The following is an 18,696-nucleotide window of genomic DNA, read 5'->3' as shown; positions in this document are numbered from 1 at the left end:
GCACCTGCCCTCCACCATCGAAGGTTTGCCTGCACGAGGGATCCCCCGCCGCAGATGAACGGCCGCCGCGGGGTCCCTGGACTCACTCACGCGGACCATCGACGGCCAGGTCGCTCTCGTCCTCCACGCCCTCCTCGGGAAGCAGGCCGCGTTGGTCCAGCAGGTACAGCACCACGAACCCCGGCACGACGATCAGCACGGCGGCGCCGGTGGCGACCAGCAGGGCTGTCAACGTGCCCGTGGGTGCCGCGGCGTCGGCGAAGGTCAGCGTCTCGGGCAGGATGTATGGCCACTGGGCCACGCCCCACCCGACGATGATGGTGGCGACCGCGAGCGCAGCGAGCACCCGAGCGCCCCGGGTCGCCCGTCGGACGAGCAGCACCAACGCCCCGGCGCCGCAGAGCACGGACAGGACGAGCAGTGGCAGCGCCCGCGACGTGAGCCCTTGGTAGACGTGCGGCGCCCGGTCGTGGACGACGACGAGGCCGACGACGGCGAGCACACCGGCGACGCCGGCAGCCAGCACCGCCCGGCGGCGGAAGTACGCCACGAGGGCCTCGTCCCCACCGCGCCGCGCCTCCCATACGAGGTACACCGAGGCCAGGTATGCCGCGAGCACCACTCCGAGCGCTCCGGTGACCAGTGACGTCGGGTTCAGCCAGCTCTGGACGGGGTCGCCCGCACGGCCGCCCGAGGGGACCTGTCCCGATGCGTTGCCACCCGCGATCGCCCCCATGCAGAAGGGCACGAGCAGCGAGGACAGGGCGAAGCCGCCCCCGAAGATCCGGCGGTAGCGCGCACTGACGACGGCCTTGCGGAAGGCGAAGCTCGCGCCGCGCAGCACGATCCCCAACGCCGCGATCGAGAGCGGCACGAACATCGTCAGCACGATCGACTGGTACGCCGAAGGGAAGCCGGACCACGTGACGACGAAGATGAAGATCAGCCAGACATGGTTCGCCTCCCACACGGGCCCGATCGACCGCTCGATCAGCGCACGGGGCCGCTCGCCCCGCCGTGCGTCGCCCGCGGCCAGGTCCCAGAAGCCCGCGCCGAAGTCGGCACCCCCGAAGACGGCATACGCGACGAGGGCGACGATCAGGACGACGGCGACGGCGGTGCTCACGGAACCGGCTCCGTCTCGGGCGCTGCTTCCGTCTCCGGGCCGGACGGACCAAGGATCGCCTTGGGGCCGTAGGGCGTGTCGTGGTCGACGAACCCACCGGCCCGACGGAACCGACGGCTCATCGTGCGCAGCACCAGGATCGTCGTCGTACCGAGTGCCAGGTAGAGGACCGCGATCGCCAGGAACGTGACCCACACCCCGCTGTTCGCCGTCGCGGCGTCCTCGACCCTCATGATGTTGTAGACGATCCACGGCTGGCGGCCGACCTCGGTCACGACCCAGCCGGCCTCGAGGGTCACCACGGCGAGGACGCCTGAAGCGGCCGCGACGCGCAGGAACCACCGGCTCGCCGGCATCCGTCGGCGGAAGAGCCAGGTCGCGCCGTACCAGAGCGACACAAGGAACAGCAGCGTCCCCAGGCCGACCATGACGTCCCACGCAAGGTGCACGACATTGGTCTCGCGAACAGTCGGGCGGTCGTCGGTCGGGACGCTGTCGAGGCCCTGGACGACGGTCGAGCGGCCGGTGCTCGGGTTCGACAGCCACGACGCGAGGCCCGGGATGGGGAGGCCACCCGAGACCGTCCCGTCCTCGTTGAGGTGGCCCAGAAGCGTCTCGGGCACGTCCGAGCTCGTCGTCGGCACGAGCTCGATCGCCGCGAACTTCACCGGCTGGTTGTCGTAGACCCACCTGGCGAGCGCGTCTCCCACCCCCATCTGGACCGGGGTCATCACGGCGGCGACGGTGAACGCGATGAGGAACCCGAGCCGGTGGTAGCGGTCGGTGCGGCCCCGGAGCATCGCCGCGGCATACACGGAGGCGACGAGGAAGCCGCCGACGAGGTAAGCCGCCACGAGCATGTGGGCGGCCTGCAGCGGCATCGAGTCGTTGAAGATTACGCCGACCGGGTCGACGTCGACGACGGCTCCGTTCGCGTCGAGAGTGAACCCCGACGGCGCGTTCATCCACGCGTTCGCCGCCACGACCGAGACCGCGCCGAAGAGGCCCGCGAGCACGATCGGCACACCGGTCCAGAAGTGGGTCCAGGGCCGCAGCCGGCGCCAGCCGAAGATGTAGACCGCGACGAAGATCGCCTCGGTGAAGAAGAACAGGCCCTCGAACGCGAACGGCACCCCGAACGCCTGCCCCCACGCCCCCATGAACTTCGGCCAGAGCAGCCCGAACTCGAAGCTGAGCACCGTCCCCGTGACGGCCCCGACCGCGAACGTCACCGCCATGTACTTCGACCAGCGCTGCGCTAGCAGCAGCGCAGCGCCGTCGCCGTGCTTGATGGCGCGGTAGTTGGCGACCAGGGTCATGAACGCCCAGGACACGCCGAGCGGGACGAGGATGATGTGGAAGGCCAGGGTGAAGGCCATCTGCGCGCGTGCCCACGGCACCGGGTCGACGGCGGTGACGAGGCTTGCGGTGGTGATCATCGTGCTGGAGATCATGGGTCGTCCATCTCGGTCGATTCAGACCAGGTCGAGCTCGCGGGCTCGGCGCACGGCCTCGTGGCGACGGGAGACCGAGAGCTTGCCGAGAATCCTGCGGATGTGGGTCCGCACGGTGTTGGCCGAGATGAACATCTCGGCAGCGATCTCCTCGGTGGTGAGCAGGTCCGAGAGATGGCGAAGCACCTCGAGCTCGCGCTCGGAGAGATCCTCGACGACCGGCGCACGCTCCCGTCGGCGGTGCCGGTCCTGCGAGGTGGTGGTGTGGTTGGGCCGCAGCCAGTTCGCCTGCGAGCGTAGGGCTGGGTCGTCGCGAAGCAGCGCCCGGATCTCCGGCGATGCGTGCGTGAAGGGCCGGCGACGTTGTTCCCCTTGCGCCCGAGCGAGCGCGGCCGCGACGGCGGACCGGCTGGCACGCCGGTCTCCCCGGAGCCAGTCGATCCGTGCGGACTCGAGCATCGCGTTGACCTGATGCGTCGTCGCGACCGGGCGCGAGTCCGGCTCGTCCAGGCCGGCGGCGGGCGCGCGTCGGTCCGGGTGGAGCTCTGCCACCGAGGCGAGCAGACCCACCGCGGCAGCCTCCTCGTCGAAAGCGTCGCGCAGCCAGCCGACCCGCGAGTCGACGCCCTGAAGCAGGCGCCGCGCCCCAACGCCATCACCGTGGTCGCGCTTGAGCCGCACCCGTAACAGCAACGAAACCCATTGCAGCAGTGGCGGATCGACTCCATCGGTGAGCTGACCGACCCTGGCCAGAGCGTGGGCGGCGCGTGGCAGATCCTGCCTCTCGAGTGAGACCCAGGCGCGCGCCAGCTCGAGCGCCGGGGGAGGAGCCGTGGCACCCGACCGCTCGACGCCAGGAACACCTGCCTGCTTGGCGACCTGTTCAGCGGACTGCCCAGCGATCTGCCCAGCGATCTGTTCGGCGACCTGGTCAGCCGCGTCCGCAATCTCCTGCGCACGGGTGAGCCGCCCGAGGCACGCCTCGGCCAGGGAGAGCATCGACATGCATCGGAGCGTGAGGTCGCCGCGGCCGCCCTCGGCCGCGGCGGACACGGCGGCCTCGAGCGCGACCGACGCGTCCTGGAGCCTTCCGCCGTGGGCGTATGCCGTCCCCTCCGAGCACCGCACCAGTGCGGACACGGTGGCGAGCCCGGGGTCGCTGTCCTCCGCGTTCGCTGCCAGCAGGCTGCGCGCTCGGTCGGCCGCTGCCAGGGTCGCTTCATCGTCGCCGGACAGCTCGCCGAGGTGCGCAGCAAGGACCGCGGCCCACACCCGCCTGCGGTCCTCCGGTTCCGAGTCGTGCGCCGGTAGCCCGCCCGACCGGGGCTCGCCGCTGGCCCGCTCGGCGACCTGCCTGTGGGCCGGATACTCCTGTGCCAGGTGTTCTCGGGCACGGTCGAGGTCGCCCTGTGCCAGAGCCATAGCAGCGCGGACCACGGTGATCTCGGGACTGCCACCAGCCGGCATACCCCTGAGGCGCTCCGCGACAGCGGCGCCCTGAGGCGCCGTGAGAAGCAGATCGGCCAGGCCGTCGAGCCGTACCGTCCAGGCTGCCGCCCGCTCCCAGTCGCAGGCAGTGACGGCATGGTCGACGGCAGGGACCAGCTGCCCGGCAGCTCCGAACCAGTCCGAGGCGATGCGGTGCAGCTCGTCCTCCCGGCTCTCGCCGGTCGCCCGCCGCCGTGCAGCGAGAAGGCTTCGCAGGAGCGGGTGGATCCGGTGGTGGCCGGGGCGGCTCCGGACGGCCTGCACGAAGGCGTTGCGTCGCGCGAGGTCCCGCAGACATGCCTCAGCGCTTCGTTGCCCGCTCAGTGCGGCCGCCAGGTCGGGGGAGACCTCCTCGACGACGGCCACGCTCAGCAGCACGTCCTCCTCCGCCTCCGAGAGGGAGTCCAGCACCTCGGCGGCGAGATACTCCGCGGTGAACCGCTCCAGCGTGGAGCCGTCACCATCGGGCCGGAGGGCCAGTGCGGCCATCCTCGCGCCCGCCGCCCAGCCCTCCGTCCGCACGAGTACGTCCTGGACCGTCTCGTCGCGGGCGTCCAGGTGATGCACCTCGAGCAGCGTCGTGAGCTCGCCGCTTGTGAACGCGAGGTCGTCCTGACCGAGCTCGGCAACAGTGCCTTCTAACCGGAAGCGGTGCAGCGGCATCGGTGGCTCCTGGCGGGTCGTCATGACCACCCGGAGGAGTCCGCCCGCCCCGTCGACAAGGGCGGCGAGGCCGGCGAAGACCTCTTTCCCGACGAGCCGGTCGGCAGCATCGATCACGAGGACGACCGTCCTGCCGAGGCGCAGCAGCTGGTCCGCCAGCAGGTCGGCATCGTCTGCCTCGTCGGCATCGACCGGACCATCCGCACGATCGACGTGCTCGCCCGTTGCGCCGATCCGGACCGCGTCACCTTCGGCGAGCGCCGACCACACATGCCCCCAGAAGGCACGTGGGTCGCTGTCGCGCTCGCTGGCCGTCATCCACCCGAGGGGCGGCCGGGCGCTCCTGGCCCAGTGCGACACGAGGACCGTCTTGCCCGAGCCGGCGGGCGCGGACAGGACGGTCAGCGGCGCAGAGTCGACGGCGCCGGACAGCATGTCGAGCAGCCGGTGTCTCTCGACCAGAGCTGCCGGCAGCGTCGGGACCCGGAACCTTCCCGACCGCCTCGGCGCACTGCGTCGCGGGACGGCCGGAGGCCCAGAAAGCGGTCCCATCCCCGAGTCGACTTTCATGGCTACCCCTGACCGTCGCTAGCAGATGTCTTCCATCCCGCGCGACAGCCCGCCAGCGCGACGTGAGGGAAGGTCGCCCTTCGATGGTCACCCGCTCGACGCCCGAGGTCAACGCCCCGACGCGATGGTGTGGGACCAGAACGACGCACGGCGCCCCCGGGAGACACCGACGCCCCCCGCTCCTCGTGCCGTTCACCCCTGGCGGACACTCTGTCGAAACTACCGGCGCACCTTCGACCTGTTGGCCGGAACCGCCGAAACCCATCCGCGAACAGCGCAAACATACGAGGGTGAACGCGATACCAGCACACGAGTGCGGCGTCGCCCGGACGAGGGCGACGTCAATGGGCACCACTTGAGGCGATGGGGCAGGACGATGAGCGACGAACCGACCCTCGAACCGGATACGCCGGTGCTCGAGGCCCGCTGGCCGATCCTGCTCGCCGTCATCGTCATCATGACGCTGACGGCCCTGCGACCGGCAGAGATCCGGGTGGCGGCCCCGTGGGTCCTTCCAGCGATCGAGCTGGTCTTCCTCGTCGCGCTGGTCCTGGCCCACCCCGCACGGACCGGTCCGCGGGCGCGACCGCTGCGCATGGTGTCGATCGTCGTCGTCGGACTCGTCGTGGTCGACACGCTCGCAGCCACGGTGCGCCTCATCAACGTCCTGGTCAACGGCGGGCAGGCGACGAACTCCGCGGAACAGCTCCTGGCGGTCGGCGGCCTCATCTGGGTGTCCAACGTCATCGCCTTCGCGCTGCTCTACTGGCTCCTGGACAGCGGGGGTGCCGCAGTCCGAGCCGCAGGCGGCTCGCCGACCCCTGACCTCGCGTTCCCGCAGCACATGAACCCGGAGCTGGCACCCGCTGGATGGCGACCGATGTTCGCCGACTACCTCTACCTGGGCATCACTGCGTCCACGGCGTTCAGCCCGACGGACGTCATGCCGCTGGCCCGGTGGACCAAGCTCGCGATGGGCGCGCAGTCGCTCATCTCGCTGGCGGTCCTGGGCCTCGTCGTGGCGCGCGCCGTCAACGTCCTCACCTGATCGAGCCCGAGGTCGCCGTCCCGGCGACCGATGCCCTCCTGGCGCGCCGGGGCCGGCTTCCGGATGCCTATCATTGGACGGCGCCCGGATCGGGCGAACGGCCCCTGTAGCTCAGTGGATAGAGCAAGAGCCTTCTAATCTCTTGGTCGCAGGTTCGAGTCCTGCCGGGGGCGCTGCGCGACCGGGGTCCGGGGGTCGCGGAGCCCGACTGGCTCACGCCATTCGGGAATGTTCCGGAGCCCCCATGCGTCAAGTCATCGAGTGGACGCCGAGCGCACATGCCCGTCGTCCGGTTTGTCGCTGTCTGCGAGACAGGGAAGGATTGTGGCGTGGCAGGTGATTCAGGGGTGGGCGTCGCCCGTCTCCTCGCGACGGTGCAGGCCCTGCGGTCTGCCGTCGCCGAGACGACCCTCCCGCTGGACCTGCCCTCGGCGGGGTCGGCGCGCCTCACCCGCAGCCGTCTGCTCGACCAGCTCGACGACTACGTCATCCCGCGGCTCACCTCTCTCGACGCACCCCTGCTCGCTGTCGTCGGCGGCTCCACCGGCGCCGGCAAGTCCACGCTCGTGAACTCGATCGTCGGCCGTGAGGTGACCCTGCCGGGCGTGCTGCGCCCCACGACGCGATCACCCGTCCTGATCCACCACCCCTCCGACTCCGCCTGGTTCTCCGGGCAGCGGATCCTGCCCCGCCTCGCTCGGATCACCGGGAGGCACTCGGCCTCCGACGGCCCGGGGGCCGTGCGTCTCGTGTCGACCGATTCCGTCACCGCCGGGCTGGCGCTCATCGACGCGCCCGATATCGACAGCGTCGTCGAGGCCAACCGCGAGCTCGCCGCCCAGCTCCTTGCCGCTGCCGACCTCTGGGTCTTCGTCACGACGGCTGCGCGCTATGCAGACGCGGTCCCGTGGGAAATGCTGCGCGAGGCGTCGGAGCGCGGCACTGCGGTCGCCGTGGTGCTCGACAGAGTGCCGCCGGTCTCGGTCGACGAGATCCGCACCCACCTCGCATCGATGCTGCGCGAGCAGGGCCTCGGGCAGGCACCGATCTTCACCGTGCTCGAGTCCGAGCTCACGGACGGCCTGCTTCCCGCCGACCAGACCGAGCGGCTCACGGGCTGGCTCGCGGCGCTGGCGAGCGACGCGCAGGCGCGGGCGGTCGTCGTCCGGCAGACGCTCGACGGCGCCCTCGGGTCCCTCGACGCGCGCACGGACAGCCTCGTCGACGCCTCGAAGGAGCAGACCGCGGCAGGTCACGCGCTCGTCGAGGCCGCCCGGACGGCATACGACGAGGCGACGGCCCGCGTCCACGACGGCATGGTCGACGGCACACTCCTGCGTGGTGAGGTACTCGCGCGCTGGCAGGAGTTCGTCGGCACCGGTGAGTTCTTCCGGCACGTCGAGACGACGGTGTCGCGGATGCGCGACCGGTTCACCTCGTTCATCAAGGGCGAGCCCGCCCAGTCTGACCGGCTGGGGGAGGCCCTGCAGTCCGGCGTCGAGTCGCTCGTGGCCGACCAGGCCGAGCGGTCCGCCGGCTCAGCCGGGCGCGCCTGGCGCACGCTGCCCGGCGGCGACCAGCTGCTCGCCGCCGATGCGTCGCTGCTGCGGTCCAGCGATGCCGCCACCGAGCACATCCAGCGTCTCGTGCGCGACTGGCAGGGCGACATCCTCCAGATGGTCCGCGCGGAGGGCAAGGACCGGCGCACGACCGCCCGGATCATGGCGTATGGCGTCAACGGCCTCGGGGTGGTCCTCATGCTCGTGACGTTCGCGAGCACGGCGGGCATCACCGGCGCCGAGGTGGGGATCGCGGGTGGCACGGCCGTCGTCGGCCAGAAGCTGCTCGAGGCCGTGTTCGGGGACCAGGCCGTGCGCGACCTGGCACGCAACGCGCGCGAGCGCCTGCTCGCACGCGTCGAGGACCTGTACGCCGTAGAGCTCGCACGATACGAAGGAGCAGTCACGACGTTGCAGGTCGACGACGAGCAGACCAAGGTCCTCGAGCACGCTGCGGCGGCCGTGAAGGCAGCACGATGAGCCCGATCCGGATGGGCCGAGCGACCGTCAGGAAGGTCACGGCTGCCGAGCTCGGCACTCGCACGACCGCCCTGTCGATGGCGCTCCTCGCCGGCTCCGACGAGCTCGACCCTGTCGGGGTGGACCTGGCCCGCCGCGCGGTCGACAAGGCTGTCGAGCGGTCGAGCATCGCCGGCGAGCACACCGTCGTCGCCCTGGCCGGCGCAACCGGGAGCGGCAAGTCGTCACTGTTCAACGCGCTCGTCGGCGCCGAGGTCGCCACGATCGGAGCGCGCAGGCCCACCACGGCAAAACCGACGGCGGCGATCTGGGGAGACGGCGATGCGAGCGAGCTGCTCGACTGGCTCCGCATCGACGCGCGGCACGGGGTCGAGTCCGAGCCGCGCGATGGCGCGGACCCCGAGCCGGAGGGCGACGGGGCCAAGGCTCATGAGGTCGTCGGCTCCCTCGACGGGCTCGTCCTGCTCGACCTTCCCGACTTCGACTCCAGAGAGCTGGAGCACCGGCGCGAGGCGGAGCGGGTGCTCGAGCTGGTCGACGTGTTCGTCTGGGTCACCGACCCGCAGAAGTACGCCGACGCGAAGCTGCACGACGAGTTCGTGAGCCTCATGTCGCACCATGACGCCGTGACGCTCGGCGTGCTCAACCAGAGCGACCGTCTCCCAGAGGCAGCGGTGCCGACGCTCTCCGAGGACCTGGCGCGTCTGCTCGTCGCCGACGGCGTCCGGGACGCGAAGGTGCTCGTCACCTCGACGGTCACCGGCAGCGGGATCACGGAGCTGACCCAGCGGCTTGCGAATGCCGTTGCGGGACATGCCGCTTCGCGGCAGCGGCTCAAGTCCGACGTGGTCACGGTCGCATCGCGGCTCCGCCGCGACGTCGCCGACAGCGAGCCGGTCGTCGCCGAGCTAAAGCGGGACGACCTCGACGCGGCCCTTGCGCGTGCTGCCGGGGTGCCGATCGTTCTCGACGCCGTCGCCCGCGACTACCAGCGCGAGGCGTTCGCCCGCACCGGGTTCCTCTTCGCCCGCTGGACCAGGGCCTTCGGCGTCAAGCCGCTGCGCCGGCTCCGGCTCGACGGGAGCGGTGGCCGGACACCCATTCCGGTCGACATCGAGGGCGCCGACGTCCGCGCGGTGCTCGGCCGGTCCTCGATCCCCGCGCCGAGCGCTTCGGCGGTGTCCGCGGTCGATCTCGCGACCCGGCGGTTCGTCCGGGAGGCCACGACGCCGCTGCCCCCACGGTGGCAGCAGGCGGTCGAGGAGACCGTCGAGGGTGGAGAGGTCGATCTCAGCGATGCGCTCGACCGGGCGATGATGAGCACCTCCCTGCGCGCCCGGCGGCCGGTCTGGTGGTTCGTCGTCGACGTGCTTCAGTGGGCTGCCGGGCTCGCCGCCGTCGCCGGGCTGGCGTGGTACGTGTTCCTGTGGGTGACCGGCCTGCTGCAGTTGCCGCGGCCGGAGGTGCCGACCGTGTGGGTCCTGCCGGCCCCGCTCGTCATGCTCGTCGGTGGGGTGCTCGCCGGCCTGGTCCTCGGCGCCCTGTCGCGCTGGTGGGCCCGGGTCGGTGCTCGGCGCCGCAGGTCCACTATCGGCAGGCGCCTTACCGAGGCGGTGGCCACGGTCGCCGACGAGCGCGTCCTCATCCCTATCGACGAGGTGCTTGTCCGCCATCGCGAGACGCGTGAGCAGCTCGACGCGGCGGCAGCGTGACGGTCGTCCACATCCCCTGGGGCCACAGGGGGCTCGTCCACAGCTGTGCGCCTGTCGGTGTCGTGGGACGCCGCGGCGCCCGAAGGTGGTTCTGGCGGAACACCGCCTGCGGACCACCCCGGAGGAGCTGAACCCATGAACGAGACCCGAATCACCGTCCACGGCAACGTCGTCAGCGAGCCGGTCGAGCGCCAGGGGCGCAACGGCTCGGTCTTCACGACGTTCCGGGTCGCCACGACGCCGTACCGCCGGCTTCCTGACGGCCGCTTCATCGACGGCGACACGAGCTTCTACTCCGTGATCGCCTTCAACGCCCTGGCCGCCAATGTCGCCGCCGTTGTCAGGAAGGGGCACCCGGTGGTCATCGAGGGCAAGCTGGCGATCAAGCAGTACGTCGACAGCGATGGCCAAACCCGGACCTCACCCGAGATCGACGCCGACCACGTCGGCCACGACCTGTCGTGGGGGCGCTCGCGGTTCGAGCGGGTCAGCAAGGCCGCGGCCCTCGGGCACGACCGCACTGCCGACCCGCACGTGCGCGCCGAGATGCTGGCCATGACGGAGTCGGCCGACACACAGCAGCGCCCGCCGCATGTCGACGCCAACGGCGTCGTGAGCAACGACTACGACCCGGGTCCGGGCCTCGCCGGACCCGACGACGCCGTGGTCGGGTCCAGCGCGGAGCCGGGCGGGCCGGCCGACGGCCTGGGCGACCCCGAGACCGACGACTACGAGGTGGTCGACAGGGCGTCGGCCTGACCGGGCCGATTCGGTCGCAGGGTGCGGTGACGGATAGCCTTCAGGGCATGGCCGAGTACATCTACACCATGACCCGTGCCCGCAAGGCGCACAACGAGAAGGTCATCCTCGACGACGTCTCGATGTCGTTCTACCCGGGCGCGAAGATCGGCATGGTCGGTCCCAATGGCGCCGGCAAGTCGACCATCCTCAAGATCATGGCCGGACTCGACCAGCCGTCCAACGGTGAGGCACGACTCGCGCCGGGGGCCTCCGTCGGCATCCTCCTGCAGGAGCCGCCGCTGAACGAGGAGAAGACGGTCCTCGGCAACGTCGAGGAGGGCGCAGGCGAGATCAAGGCCAAGCTCGACCGGTACAACGAGATCTCCGCCGAGATGGCCAACCCGGACGCGGACTACGACTCCCTGCTGACCGAGATGGGCAAGCTGCAGGAAGACATCGACCACGCGGACGCCTGGGACCTCGACAGCCAGCTGGAGCAGGCGATGGACGCGCTCCGCTGCCCGCCCGGGGACTCCCCGGTTGCGAACCTCTCCGGTGGCGAGCGCCGCCGGGTCGCGCTGTGCAAGCTGCTGCTGCAGAAGCCCGACCTCCTGCTGCTCGACGAGCCGACCAACCACCTCGACGCGGAGTCGGTCCAGTGGCTGGAGCAGCACCTCGAGTCCTACCCGGGCGCGGTGATCGCCGTCACCCACGACCGGTACTTCCTCGACAACGTCGCGCAGTGGATCGCCGAGGTCGACCGTGGTCGGCTCTACCCCTACGAGGGCAACTACTCGACCTACCTTGAGAAGAAGTCCGAGCGGCTGCAGGTCCAGGGCAAGAAGGACGCCAAGCTCCAAAAGCGGCTCAAGTCCGAGCTGGAGTGGGTGCGCAGCAACGCCAAGGGCCGGCAGGCCAAGAGCAAGGCCCGACTCGCTCGCTACGAGGAGATGGCGGCCGAGGCCGAGCGCACCCGCAAGCTCGACTTCGAGGAGATCCAGATCCCGCCCGGTCCGCGGCTCGGGTCCACGGTGATCGAGGTCAAGGACCTCCGCAAGGGCTTCGGCGACCGCCTCCTCATCGACGGCCTCTCGTTCTCCTTGCCGCGCAACGGGATCGTCGGGGTCATCGGCCCCAACGGCGTCGGCAAGTCGACGCTGTTCAAGACCATCGTCGGGATCGAGCAGCCCGACGGGGGTGAGGTCAGGATCGGCGAGACGGTCAAGATCTCGTACGTCGACCAGGCCCGTGAGGGGCTCGACCCGAAGAAGAACCTCTGGGAGCTCGTCTCCGACGGCCTCGACCACATCAAGGTGGGCCAGGTCGAGATCCCGTCCCGCGCCTACGTGTCGCAGTTCGGGTTCAAGGGCCCCGACCAGCAGAAGCTCTCGGGCGTCCTGTCCGGCGGTGAGCGCAACCGTCTCAACCTCGCGCTCACGCTCAAGCAGGGCGGCAACCTGCTCCTGCTCGACGAGCCGACCAACGACCTCGACGTCGAGACTCTCGGATCGCTGGAGAACGCTCTGCTGGAGTTCCCCGGCTGCGCGGTGGTCATCTCACACGACCGGTGGTTCCTCGACCGGGTCGCGACGCACATCCTCGCCTACGAGGGTGACGACGAGAACCCTGCGAAGTGGTACTGGTTCGAGGGCAACTTCGAGTCCTACGAGGCCAACAAGGTGGAGCGCCTCGGGCCCGAGGCCGCGCGCCCGCACCGTGTCACCTACCGCAAGCTGACCCGCGACTGAGCGCCCGCCGCGCGACTCAGCGTCTGCGCTACTGGGCGCCGCGTGCCCGGGCCGGCGCGTGACCGGGCCGGCGCGTGACCGGGCCGGCGCGTGACCGGGCCGGCGCGTGACCGGGCCGGCGCGTGACCGGGCTGCCGCGCGAGTGCCCACTCGGCCGATCGAGTCGAGTGGGCACCCCGCGCGCGGATGTCGCGCTGCCTGCGTGCTGCGTGGTCGCTACGCGATGAGCGGGGTCGAAGGCTCGCTCGTCGAGCGACTGCCCAGTGCCAGCTGCCAGGCCTCGGCGAGCCTGCGCCCGACGCCGTCACACTCGTCGGCGGGCACGGAGTAAGGCACCCGGACGAACCGGTCCATCCCGCCACCCACCCCGAACTGCGTCCCGCGCGCCAGACGCAGGCCGACCGACTCGGCAGCCCGTGACAGCGCGTCGCCACGTTCGACCGGCAGCTCGCACCACAGCGTCAGACCGCCGGCGGGCACCATGAAGGCCCAGTCGGGCACATGGGTCCGTAGGGCGGTGACCATGGCGTCCCGACGGGCGCGGGCTTCGGCGCGTCGGTCGTCGAGAACCGCAGGGCCCGCGCGAAGGAGCTCGACGAGGACCAGCTGCTCGAGCACGGCAGTGCCGAGGTCGAGGCTGTGCCTCGCCTCCAGGACCGGCGACACGAGATCGCGTGGCGCTCGGACCCATCCGACGCGCAGCCCGCCCCAGAACGTCTTGCCCGCGCTGCCCAGGGTGATGGCTGACGCGGAGGCGGTGGCGAACGGCGCCGGAGGCGTGACATCGAGTCCCAGCTCGACGAAGGTCTCGTCGATGATGGGTTGGGTGCGGGTGCGTTTGAGCACGTCGGCCACCGCACGGCGCTCGTCGGCCCCCATGAGGCGACCGGTCGGGTTCTGGAAGTCGGGCACGAGGTAGGCCATCCGCGCCGCGCCCTGCCGCAGCGCGAGCTCGAGCGACTCGGGCTCCCAGCCGAGTGGGTCGATGGGATACGCGACCGGTCGCAGGCCCGACCGGCGAACGCCGACAAGGGCGTTCGGGTAGGTGGGCGACTCGAGCAGCACCCGGTCCCCGGGGTCCAGCACGGCCCGCAGCACCGAGGAGAGTCCCGCGTGGGCGCCGCAGGTGATGACGATGTGGTCGGGGTCCGTCGTCAGGCCGCGAGACTCGTACCAGTCCGCCAGCGCCTGCCGGGCCTCGGGCAGGCCGTGGGGGTCGTAGCCGGCCGATGCGAGGTGCCGCGGGAGCTCGGCCAGGGCCCGCTCGTAGGCACCGGTCACGCCCGACGCAGCGGGCAGTGCGGCATACGTCAGGTCGACGACGTCCTCGGGCAGTGCCGTGGGCATCAGCCCGGCGCTCGACAGGGCCAGGCCGCTCGGACCGGCGGGCAGCGCGGCAACGCTGCCGGACCCACGGCGCGTCACGACGAAGCCTTCGACGCGTAGCGTCTCGAAGGCACCACCGACGGTCGTCCGGCTGAGGCCGAGCTCGGCCATGAGGGCGCGCTCGCTCGGTAGGCGGGTGCCGACCAGCACGCGGCCGTCGCAGACGAGCCGGCGGATCCCGTCCGCGAGGGATCGGTAGGCGGGACGGGCGAGGGGCTCCCGACCGAGGAGGAGGGCCAGCGACCGGGCCGAGATGGTGCGCATGGGTCCACTGTCGCACGATTGGCTCTCAAAAAGCAGACCAGTTGCGATCATGCTGGACCTTATGAGACGTCAGGTCGCCTTGCAGAACCTCACCCCAGGCCAACAGGTGCGCGCCGGCCGGCTGCCCCGCCGCCTGGCGCAGCTGCTCGTGGGCCTGACCCTCTACGGCATCTCCATGGCGATGATGGTCCGCTCGACCCTGGGCCTTGACCCCTGGGACGTCCTGCACGCCGGTATCGCGGCCCACGTGCCGCTCAGCTTCGGTCAGGTGACGATCGTCGTGGGTGCGCTCGTGCTGCTGCTCTGGGTGCCGCTGCGCCAGTGGCCCGGCCTCGGCACGCTCGCCAACGTCGTCGTCATCGGACTGGCCGCCGATGCGGGGCTGGCGCTGATCCCGGCGCCCGAGTCGCTCTGGACGCGGGTGCCCCTGCTCGTCGTGGGCATCGTCCTCAACGGCATCGCAGGCGGCCTCTACATCGGCAGCCAGCTCGGTCCGGGCCCGCGCGACGGGCTGATGACCGGCTTCGCCCGACGGACCGGGCTCTCGATCCGCCTGGTGCGCACGACGATCGAGGTCGTCGTCCTCGCGGTCGGCTGGCTCCTCGGCGGCCCGGTCGGGCTTGGCACCGTCCTCTACGCGGTGACCATCGGGCCGCTCGTGCAGTTCTTCCTGCCACGCCTGACCGTCGACCTGACGCCCGCCGAGATGTCACCCGGTCGTCTGGAGCCCTCGACAGTCCCGTGACATCGCGTGGAGGATCGAGTCATGCGACTCGGACTCCAGATCTCTCATTTCGGCTGGCCGGACGCGCCGGCGTCTATCGGGCCCACATTCGGCCGCATCGCGCGCGACGCCGAGGCCGCGGGCATCTCCAGCCTGTGGGTGATGGATCACTTCTTCCAGATCGGGATGATCGGTCCGCCAGAGGACGAGATGCTCGAGGGCTACACCGCCCTGTCCTTCGCCGCGGGCCAGACGTCCACGATCGAGCTCGGCACGCTCGTCACCGGGGTGACCTATCGCCATCCGGGGATCCTCACGAAGATCGTCACGACGCTCGACGTCCTGTCAGGCGGGCGGGCGTGGCTCGGGATCGGTGCCGCGTGGAACGAGCAGGAGCACCGCGGGCTCGGCATCCCGTACCCGTCGACGAGGGAGCGGTTCGAGCGGCTGGAGGAGACGCTCCAGATCGCCCTGCAGATGTGGGCGGGCGACGAGTCGCCGTATGCCGGACGCCACCACCAGCTCGAACGCCCCCTCAACCACCCGCCGGCGATCCGCGAGCCGCATCCGCCGATCCTCATCGGCGGCATGGGCCAGAAGCGGACGATGCGGCTGGTCGCGACGTATGCCGACGCCTCCAACTTCTTCGACGTCGGGTCCGATGGCCTCCGGGCCGCCTGCCAGAACCTTCGCGGGCACTGCGCCGAGGTCGGCCGCGAATACGCGGACATCACCAAGACGGTGCTGACCCGGATCAGCGTCTCGGACGACGGCGCCACGGCTCCGTCGGGTGAGCCGACGATGTCCGTCGCGGCAGCTGTCGACCAGCTGGGCCGTCTGGCTCAGGACGGGATGGACTACGCGATCCTCGGGATGGGCAACGCGACCGACCCGCGAGCCTACGAGCTGCTCGCCGATGTGGTGCGCCAGTCAGAAGGAATCACGTCGGCGGACCGCTGACGCGAGACTGCGTGCACGCGCCCCGGACCCAGCCCTGACCTAGCCGCTTCACAGGGGTGGGTCAGGGTGTGGCGCTCACGAGCCGCAGGGCGAGGGCGGCGTTCGTCGCACCGATCTGACGGGGGGTGCGCCGGATCGTGGGGGAGTACCAGCGGGCCACGTCGACGGCGAGCGACAGCAGGGCCAGCGCCGTGTCGCCGCTGTCGTCGACGACGAACGCACCGTCGGCCACGCCACGGTCGAGCACGTCCCTCACGAGGGCGTCCATCTCCTTGCGCAGGGCCAGGACCTCGGCGTGATGCTCGGGACTGAGGTGGTGGTGCTCGTACTGGACGACGCGCGCCAGCTGGTACCCCTCGGCGTGCCACTCCGAGAAACGGGCGACGAGGTTGTGCAGCTGCTCGGTCGGAGTCCCACCGTCGGCGATCGCCGAGCGCAGCAGCCGCAGGGCGGACTCGTGCCCGCTGCGGCTGAGGTTGAAGAGCAGCTCCTCCTTGGAGCCGAAGTGGACGTACACCCCGGCCGGGCTGAGGCCGGCGCCGGAGGCGATGTCGCGGGTCGTGGTGGCATGGAAGCCCTTGTCCGCGAACGCGTGGGCGGCCGCCACCATGAGGCGGTCGACGGTGGTCGTGTCGGCGGGCGCGTCGGGACCGGGCGACGCGACCGTCTCAGGACTCACGCCGCCTCTGACACCAGGGCGCGCGTCGGGGCTCGTCGTGGGCTGCGGCACGTTGACAGCATGCCGCAGGGAAGGGACACTAAGCAAGCGCTTAGTGACTGGCGAGTAACCCCCGATGGAGGACCGATGCCCCGCAACATCTACGACGAGGACCACGAGGCAGTGCGCTCGTCGGCCAAGGAGTTCATCGACCGCGTCATGCGCCCGCGGGCCGAGGAGCTGATCGAGCTGAAGTCCATCCCGCGCGACATCTGGCGCGAGGCGGGCAAGCAGGGGCTGTTCGGCTTCGACATCCCCGAGGAGTTCGGTGGCGCGGGCGCGGACGACTACCGGTTCAACGCGATCGTGGCCGAGGAGTTCGCCCACTTCAACATGGCGACGAGCTCGTGCTTCGGCATCCACGCCGACGTCTGCCCGCCCTACATCGTCGACCTCGGCACCGAGGAGCAGAAGCAGCGGTGGCTGCCCGGGATCGCCAGCGGCGACCTCATCATCGGGATCGGCATGACGGAGCCCTCCGGCGGCTCCGACCTCGCCGCCCTCAAGACGACCGCGGTGCGCGACGGCGACGACTGGCTCCTCAACGGGTCCAAGACATTCATCACCAACGGGTACCAGGCCGACCTGGTCATCGTCGCGGCCCGCACCGACGCGAGCAAGGGTGCGAAGGGCATCACGTTGTTCATGGTCGAGCGCGGCATGGAGGGCTTCGTCAACGGCCGCAAGCTCGACAAGGTCGGCCTCGAGGAGTCGGACACCGCTGAGCTGTTCTTCGACAACGTGCGCGTGCCCGACGAGAACCGCCTGGGCGAGGTGGGGATGGGCTTCGTCGCCATGATGCAGCGGCTCCCGCAGGAGCGGATCGGCTCGGCCGTCGCCAACACCGCGCATGCCAAGGCGATCCTCTTCGAGACGATCCAGTACGCCAAGGACCGCAAGGCGTTCGGGCAGTCGATCGGCGCCTTCCAGTGGAACAAGTTCCTGCTCGCCGAGCTGGTGACCAAGATCGAGGTCGCGGAGGCGTACGTCGACGACTGCGTCCTGGCGCACACCAAGGGCGAGCTGACCGCGATCGACGCCGCCAAGGCGAAGTGGTGGACCGCCCAGGTGCAGAACGACGTGCTCGACGCGTGCGTCCAGATCCACGGTGGCTACGGCTTCATGAACGAGTACCGCGTCGCGCGTGCCTGGCGCGATGCTCGCGTGACGAAGATCTGGGCGGGCTCCAACGAGATCATGAAGGAGCTCATCGGCCGGGACCTCGGCTTCTGATGGCGGGGGAGGGCGGCGACCGGCGTCACGAGGGCGCGGTCGCGATCGTCACCGGTGCGAGCCGCGGCATCGGCCTCGGGATCGCCGAGCGTCTGGTCGCCGACGGCGCCAAGGTGGTCATCACGGCCCGCAAGCCAGAGGTGCTTGCCGAGGCGGTGGCCCAGCTGGGCGGCCACGCCAACGCCATCGGGATCGCCGGCAATGCCGCGGACGAGGAGCACCAGGATGTCGTGATCGAGGCTGCCCGGGAGACCTTCGGTGGCCTGCACCTGCTCGTCAACAACACCGGCATCAACCCGGTCTACGGCCCGATGCTCGACACGAGCCTCGACGTGGCCCGCAAGGTGCTGGACGTCAACGTCGTCTCGGCCTTCTCGTGGATCCGCAAGGCGGTCGCGGCCGGCCTCGGCGACGAGGAGCACCCGGGTGCCGTCGTCAATCTCGCGTCGGTCGCCGGCCAGGGCGCCAGCGGCGTCATCGGGTGGTACGGCGTGTCCAAGGCAGCCCTGATCCACCTCACCACCGAGCTGGGCTATCAGCTCGCCCCCGACGTGCGGGTCAACGCGGTCGCCCCGGCCGTCGTCAAGACGAAGTTCGCCGAGGCGCTGTACGAAGGCCGCGAGGCCGAGGTCGCGCGGACGTACCCGATGCGGCGGCTCGGTCTCCCGCAGGACATCGCCGGTGCGGTCAGCTTCCTGCTCTCCAGCGACGCCGCGTGGATCACCGGCCAGACACTCACCATCGACGGAGGCCGGACCCTGGGCGGGGCTCTCTGACAAGCGAGCCCCAGCACCGCCCCGGGCCTGGCCGCCCCCTCCTCGG

General features: G+C 70.8%; 14 protein-coding genes and 1 tRNA gene. 10 read left to right on the top strand and 5 right to left on the bottom strand.

Annotation, left to right across the window (positions count from 1 at the left end):
* Positions 1–82 precede the first annotated feature (82 nt).
* From ACWEOW_RS09645 to ACWEOW_RS09635, 3 genes are read right to left on the bottom strand one after another with little or no spacing between them, the layout of a single operon-like run.
* The gene (locus ACWEOW_RS09645; protein WP_452268973.1) at positions 83–1,126 is read right to left on the bottom strand and encodes a cytochrome d ubiquinol oxidase subunit II; all 1,044 of its coding nucleotides are present in this window, start codon (positions 1,124–1,126) and stop codon (positions 83–85) included.
* Positions 1,123–2,580, bottom strand: a complete 1,458-nt coding sequence (locus ACWEOW_RS09640; RefSeq protein WP_452268972.1) for a cytochrome ubiquinol oxidase subunit I — start codon at positions 2,578–2,580, stop codon at positions 1,123–1,125. The genes ACWEOW_RS09645 and ACWEOW_RS09640 overlap by 4 nt, the downstream gene beginning before the upstream one ends.
* Before the next feature lie 21 nt (positions 2,581–2,601).
* Positions 2,602–5,283 carry a LuxR C-terminal-related transcriptional regulator gene (locus tag ACWEOW_RS09635; RefSeq protein ID WP_452269156.1) on the bottom strand — a complete coding sequence of 894 codons (2,682 nt, stop codon included), beginning with the start codon at positions 5,281–5,283 and terminating at the stop codon, positions 2,602–2,604.
* A gap of 394 nt (positions 5,284–5,677) precedes the next feature.
* Between ACWEOW_RS09635 and ACWEOW_RS09630 the strand changes: the two genes are divergently transcribed.
* The 6 genes from ACWEOW_RS09630 to ettA all read left to right on the top strand — a co-directional run bounded on the left by ACWEOW_RS09630 (position 5,678) and on the right by ettA (position 12,589).
* Entirely contained in the window at positions 5,678–6,349 is a 672-nt protein-coding gene (locus ACWEOW_RS09630; RefSeq protein ID WP_452268971.1) for a hypothetical protein, read from the top strand.
* Between the two features lie 100 nt (positions 6,350–6,449).
* Positions 6,450–6,522: transfer RNA gene (locus ACWEOW_RS09625), tRNA-Arg, on the top strand.
* A 156-nt stretch (positions 6,523–6,678) separates the two neighbouring features.
* Entirely contained in the window at positions 6,679–8,388 is a 1,710-nt protein-coding gene (locus tag ACWEOW_RS09620; protein WP_452268970.1) for a dynamin family protein, read from the top strand.
* Positions 8,385–10,100: a GTPase gene (locus tag ACWEOW_RS09615; RefSeq protein ID WP_452268969.1), complete on the top strand. Its 1,716-nt coding sequence runs from the start codon at positions 8,385–8,387 to the stop codon at positions 10,098–10,100. The genes ACWEOW_RS09620 and ACWEOW_RS09615 overlap by 4 nt, the downstream gene beginning before the upstream one ends.
* Before the next feature lie 135 nt (positions 10,101–10,235).
* A complete protein-coding gene (locus ACWEOW_RS09610) occupies positions 10,236–10,859 on the top strand; it encodes a single-stranded DNA-binding protein (RefSeq protein WP_452268968.1) in 624 nt (207 codons plus the stop codon).
* A gap of 47 nt (positions 10,860–10,906) precedes the next feature.
* Positions 10,907–12,589 carry an energy-dependent translational throttle protein EttA gene (ettA, locus tag ACWEOW_RS09605; RefSeq protein WP_452268967.1) on the top strand — a complete coding sequence of 561 codons (1,683 nt, stop codon included), beginning with the start codon at positions 10,907–10,909 and terminating at the stop codon, positions 12,587–12,589.
* A gap of 216 nt (positions 12,590–12,805) precedes the next feature.
* On the opposite strand, the gene yczR is transcribed toward ettA, so the two are convergent.
* A complete protein-coding gene (gene yczR, locus ACWEOW_RS09600) occupies positions 12,806–14,239 on the bottom strand; it encodes a MocR-like transcription factor YczR (RefSeq protein WP_452268966.1) in 1,434 nt (477 codons plus the stop codon).
* A gap of 61 nt (positions 14,240–14,300) precedes the next feature.
* Between yczR and yczE the strand changes: the two genes are divergently transcribed.
* Positions 14,301–14,984, top strand: a complete 684-nt coding sequence (gene yczE, locus ACWEOW_RS09595) for a membrane protein YczE (RefSeq protein WP_452268965.1) — start codon at positions 14,301–14,303, stop codon at positions 14,982–14,984.
* Between the two features lie 21 nt (positions 14,985–15,005).
* Positions 15,006–15,923: an LLM class F420-dependent oxidoreductase gene (locus ACWEOW_RS09590; RefSeq protein ID WP_452268964.1), complete on the top strand. Its 918-nt coding sequence runs from the start codon at positions 15,006–15,008 to the stop codon at positions 15,921–15,923.
* 61 nt (positions 15,924–15,984) lie between these two features.
* Here ACWEOW_RS09590 and ACWEOW_RS09585 read toward each other — a convergent pair whose 3' ends face one another.
* Positions 15,985–16,602 (bottom strand): TetR/AcrR family transcriptional regulator, encoded by a 618-nt coding sequence (locus ACWEOW_RS09585; protein WP_452268963.1) that lies wholly within the window; start codon positions 16,600–16,602, stop codon positions 15,985–15,987.
* 126 nt (positions 16,603–16,728) lie between these two features.
* On the opposite strand from ACWEOW_RS09585, the gene ACWEOW_RS09580 reads away from it, so the two are divergent.
* Positions 16,729–17,874: an acyl-CoA dehydrogenase family protein gene (locus ACWEOW_RS09580; RefSeq protein ID WP_452268962.1), complete on the top strand. Its 1,146-nt coding sequence runs from the start codon at positions 16,729–16,731 to the stop codon at positions 17,872–17,874.
* Entirely contained in the window at positions 17,874–18,650 is a 777-nt protein-coding gene (locus ACWEOW_RS09575) for an SDR family oxidoreductase (protein ID WP_452268961.1), read from the top strand. Before ACWEOW_RS09580 ends, ACWEOW_RS09575 begins: the two co-directional genes overlap by 1 nt.
* The last annotated feature ends 46 nt before the right edge of the window (positions 18,651–18,696 follow it).

It is taken from the genome of Monashia sp. NPDC004114 (assembly GCF_053603855.1).
Note: the sequence above shows the minus strand (reverse complement) of the source record. Positions and strands in the feature narration are given on the sequence as shown.